2 protein-coding genes and 2 pseudogenes are annotated in these 4,976 nt (G+C 37.6%); 2 read left to right on the top strand and 2 right to left on the bottom strand.

Annotation, left to right across the window (positions count from 1 at the left end; genetic code table 11):
* A pseudogene (locus QZT26_RS16400) lies at positions 1-100 on the bottom strand (IS200/IS605 family transposase); the annotation flags it as partial.
* 115 nt (positions 101-215) lie between these two features.
* Here QZT26_RS16400 and QZT26_RS16405 point away from each other — a divergent pair.
* Both QZT26_RS16405 and QZT26_RS16410 read left to right on the top strand, forming a co-directional pair.
* Positions 216-428, top strand: a pseudogene (locus QZT26_RS16405) (transposase); the annotation flags it as partial.
* A 211-nt stretch (positions 429-639) separates the two neighbouring features.
* A complete protein-coding gene (locus QZT26_RS16410) occupies positions 640-1,824 on the top strand; it encodes a CBS domain-containing protein (RefSeq protein WP_099326547.1) in 1,185 nt (394 codons plus the stop codon).
* A 987-nt stretch (positions 1,825-2,811) separates the two neighbouring features.
* Here the strand turns inward: QZT26_RS16410 and QZT26_RS16415 are convergent.
* Positions 2,812-4,725 carry an ATP-binding protein gene (locus QZT26_RS16415; protein WP_295103697.1) on the bottom strand — a complete coding sequence of 638 codons (1,914 nt, stop codon included), beginning with the start codon at positions 4,723-4,725 and terminating at the stop codon, positions 2,812-2,814.
* Positions 4,726-4,976: the final 251 nt, after the last annotated feature.

Here is a 4,976-nt window from a genome sequence, read left to right on the forward strand (position 1 = left end):
CTACTTGACCAGTAAGTATTCTTAGACGATATTTTGGTGTCCAAAGAATATGATATTGACAATGCCATATCGTATGCGATAATTTGCGAAATCGACTCATTTGTTACTCCTTTGTTGATGTTGTGGGGACAACTCAACTTAGATTGTAACAATGAGTCGTTTTACTGGCAAAGCCTTTAAACTCTGACCACGCCCACAGGGCGTGGTTTTCCACATTATTAATAAAGATCAAATTTCTCCCTTCCTATTCACCTAATCTAAACCTCATTGAAAGATTATGGAAATTCTTTCGCAAAAAAATATTGTATAACAAGTATTATGATACTTATGAGAAGTTTAAAAACAAATGTTTAAGTTTTTTCAAAAATATTAACGAGTATACGCTTGTGCTGAGCTTGTCGAAGCAGATGAATTGCTTACTCTTTTAACTTAAAATTTTCGAATTATTGGCGAGCAAATTTCAAAAAACTAAAGTGTTACGATTTGTTTGACTATACACGAATGGAAGGCCTTGATGTGATTGGGAATTGGGGACAGAATTAAAGCCCCAATGTTAGTTCCAAGATGGTGGGATAAGGGTGTGAGCAGTACCCTATATTTTTGTTGACATGGAGGACAGAATAGTGGTATCTTGTGCTTATGACTAATACACAACCGCCCACTATTAAAAAGTATGTTTCTTCGTTAGCATCAATTGTTCGAAGTAGGGCACAAAATTCGCTTGGTAGCGTCTTATCTCGTGTCCGTTCAAGCCATGAGGCAGTCTTTATCTTTGATAATAATGATGAGTTTCTCGGACTGATATCTCCTTTCAAGACACTTTATTCCAGCAATTTTCCTTATACTACAAAAGTATCATCTATAGTTTTTAAACCACCTGCCATTACAGAAGAAACGCCAGTCTATCAAGTTGCAGAATATATGCTATCTACAAAGATATATATATTGCCGGTACTTAGTAAAGATGGAGACTTACAGAGTGTGATTTATGGAAAAGATATATTGCAGGGAATTATTAAAGATCCTGGCTTGTTAGTGTTTGTAAGTGGCAAAGTAAAACCGCATATCCCAATAACAGCCCCGATTACTGCCTCGGTTAAAGATGTATTCTATGACCTTAAAGAAAAAGGTGTTTCAAGAATGGTGATAGTTAATGCTGAAGGATCCCTTGCAGGAATCGTCACCAGAAGCGATCTCATGCAGGCACTTATCAAGCCTACAGCAAAGATGAGATTTCCTAAGGAAGGAACGCATGTTGGCTTTTATTCATTGGCAGGAGAAAAGAAATTCAGAAAGAGCGACCCTATCCGTAAGTACTATACGGTACTGGTTGACTCTTTGCCCGACGATACATCAAGAACAGAAATTGTTTCGCATCTTATCACCTCTCCACATGATAGTATTATTCTGGTAGATAAGCATAATAAACCTACTGGTTTTCTCTCGACACGCGACATCCTACGAGCAGTTGTGCTTTTGCGTCCAGAAGAAGATATTCCGCTTATTATTATCAAGAAACCAGGCGATTCTGTAAGTAATAAAGAGTTAGAACAAGCGACAAGACATTTGGAGTTATTTGGCAGGAAGTTAAAAAAACGGATGAAAATTAAAAAAATCGAAGTCACCTCCGAAGAGCCTAAAAACCCAAAAGGTCATACGATGATGTTTAATATCACCGTTATCGTTACTCCTATTGCTGGAAAAGCAATTGTTGCCGCTACCAAACAGAGAAGGTTTATCGATGGAATACAAGAGGCTACAACATTAATTGAGAAACAACGCAGGCGAAGTGGACTTTCAAAAAAGGATACACGGAAATCATAAAAAACAAATTTCCAGCCTGAAATGATTAGCATACATTGGAATTGGGGACGTTCGTGAGAGAGACGGTATGGAGGGTACTGGTCAATTCTGCTACTGACTTTGCTTTCGGATAATGTTATATTTCCCTTATGACAAGACCTCTAAGAATACAATATCCTGGAGCTTGGGATCGTATCATGAACAGAGGAAGACGAAGAGGAAACATTTTCTCGACAAATGAAGACTATACATTAAAATAGTCGCATATTGTTTAATACCAAACCATTATCACCTTTTACTACAAACACCCGAAGGAAATCTTTCACGAAAAGGCTATAGAAATTCAACAGGTTGATAAATATGACCTGGCGAGACCGTTGATATACTGGCGGGATTTCCGAAATGACGTGCAATCACTTCACCCAACGCATTACTGTATTCGATATTGTGCGACAGATATCGCTGTAAATAAAGATTTCCTTCCTGTAATCCCGGCCACTCTCCATATGTCCCTCCGTTTACACTGTTTCCAATTACGAACCAAGTCGAAACATTGCCGTGATCGGTTCCAAGGCTTGCGTTGTTTTTAGGAGTGCGCTAAACTCAGCCATTGTCAAGATCAATACATTATTCATCAATGTTGTACCTAAATCAGTGTACAGAGCAACAACCCCGTTTTGCTAATTCAGAGAGAAGTTCGGAATGGGTTCCCTCCACACCGCCTTGATTGACATGGGTATCCCAACCATGACTATCAACTGTGGCAACTTGCAATCCCATACCCTATTTTGTCAGTTGCGCTACTTACTTGTCGGAGTTATTTACCAAACGTTGAAGCGGGATACTCAGCCCCATTTGCAGGAATACACCCAAAGAAAAACAAAAAGAAAGGGGGCAAATCTTTATTATTGACATATTTGCTTCAACTCTTTCAATAATCTGAGAAATACGTTTGTCATCTTTCAGTTTTTCTCGTAATCGTTTTCTCCCTTGGGTTACAGTTAGCTTTTAAAGGGATTCCATGGCGGGAAGTTCAATGACAAAAGTAGTGCCCTTTCCCACTTCACTTTGCACGTATATTTTACCGTTATGCTGTTTAATAATACTATGTGCTATGGAAAGGCCAAGCCCCGTGCCTTTCTTCTTTTTGTTTGCTCTGTTGGTATAAAACGGTTCGAAAATTTTAGAAAGATTCTCTTTGGGAATTCCTGGCCCCGTGTCTGATATATAGGTCTTTACTACATTATTCTGAGCCTCTGTTTTAATAGTGAGGCATTTATCATATGCCGATACTTCCATTGCAGCGCAGGCATTTTCGATTATATTAAGCAATACCCTGCGTATTTGATATTTATCGACAAAAACAAATGGCAAAACGTCTCCAGGTAAAATAATAATTTTAATGTTTGCGTGGTCAAACTGATATATTTTCTGCTTTATGATAACTTCGATGATTTCATTAATATTTATTTGTTCCTTGGATAGTGTATAATTTCCCGTAAACGTGAGGAGGCTTTTTACAACGTCCTGTATTTGTTCTGTTTCTTTCTGTATTCTTTGGAGGTATTTTAGCGATTTTTCACTAGTTGCAGGGTCATTTAAGACAAGTTCTGTGCAAAGTTGAATGCCCGCAAGGGGGTTATTCAATTCATGTGCGGCGCCTGCTACCAGATTACTCACCGCAAAAAGCCTTTCTGACTGGACTACCTGATTTGTTAATTGATGTTCGCGTGTAACGTCTCTTAGTACGATAACGATCCCTATATTATTGCCAATAAAAGATCGTGCCAGCCTTTTCCTTTTCCTTCTATCTCCGATAACATGTATATTTTCATCAATGAACTGATTAACCGAAGATGCAATAACATTAAAATGTTTTTCAAAATCGTCATTAATAGTAATTTCATAGGATACGGAGAGTTGTTTTTCTTCAAACAATGTTCTGTAAATATCTTTTATATCGATAGTATTTATTCTGATTATTGACCCATCGCTGTTTCTCACCAAATTCAACTGGCTAAGTATTGCATTTGCGGCCTTATTTACCGTGTTTATTTTCCCATACATATCCATAAAAACAATGCCGTCAACTATGCCATCTATCAAGGAAAGTAATTTTAATTCTTCCACATCCATGCGATGATTGCAAAGGTTTAAATGGTATTTTATTAGGGTATCTGCAAAGGCCGTTGGAATGGTTTTTTCATCCGCCGGTTTTATGATATAGTCATTCGCCCCCGCTTTCATCAGTTCAATTGCCCTTAGCTCTGAACCCTGCGTGACAATAATTGTTATAAATATTTCATGGATGCTCTCTTTTGATTTTCTGATTATTTCAGAGACATCTGATTCCGGCAAATGATCATCCAAAAACGTGATGGATGGTTTTTCATTCTCCAATTTATGAAGGGCATCCTGACCATTTCCGGCGATAATCACATCATAGCCTTCCCCAAGAAGATACGTTTCCAGCATTTGTGTGAAAGATTGGTCACTGGCGGCAATTAAGATTTTTATCCTGTTTGTGGTAATATTCGTGGGCGTTGACTCCGGCTTGTTTTGTAACAGATATAATAAATCTTCCAATGCAAATGACGGATGGATTGAAAGATATGCGCCAACACAATTGGCTAACAGGGATATCATACAATTTTTCTGTGAATCAGTGACTAAAATTACGGGAACGTTATTGCAATTTGCCCAAAGGGATGACTTCATTAGTTTACATACTTGAAAACCATCCAAAATGGGTAGCTCTGTATCTAAAAATGCAAAAAGAGGGGGTTGGGTATTGAGATGTTTTAAGGCATCTTCTCCATTTAATACCGTTATTATATTTGCAAAACCATGCTGTTTTAAGTAGCAAATTATATGTTCATATTTATCTAATTTATTGGATGCAAACAATAAGGTTCCATTCATGTGTTTTTATTACTCCAAAACCATAGAATAAAAAAAGGAAAATGGGTGATGCAATACGAGTAATCCTAACATGGACAAGCCAGAACCAAACAAGCATGAAATACAAAAGAGGAACCATAGATTACCTAGCGCGGCCTTTGGCCGCAACCAAAAAGGTGATTTTTAGTTTATTATAAAGTATAGTAGTATCCTCGTAAATAGTAATCAGACAATTTGGAGGACACTACTTATGAATAAGTTGATGGAATTAT

Source organism: uncultured Candidatus Kuenenia sp. (assembly GCF_900696675.1).
GTDB classification, from domain to species: domain Bacteria; phylum Planctomycetota; class Brocadiia; order Brocadiales; family Brocadiaceae; genus Kuenenia; species Kuenenia stuttgartiensis_A.

Bases quoted from the DNA above. Each gene is read 5' to 3' on its own strand.
- QZT26_RS16410 (WP_099326547.1), top strand. From the start codon at position 640: ATGACTAATACACAACCGCCCACTATTAAAAAGTATGTTTCTTCGTTA.
- QZT26_RS16415 (WP_295103697.1), bottom strand. From the start codon at position 4,725: ATGAATGGAACCTTATTGTTTGCATCCAATAAATTAGATAAATATGAA.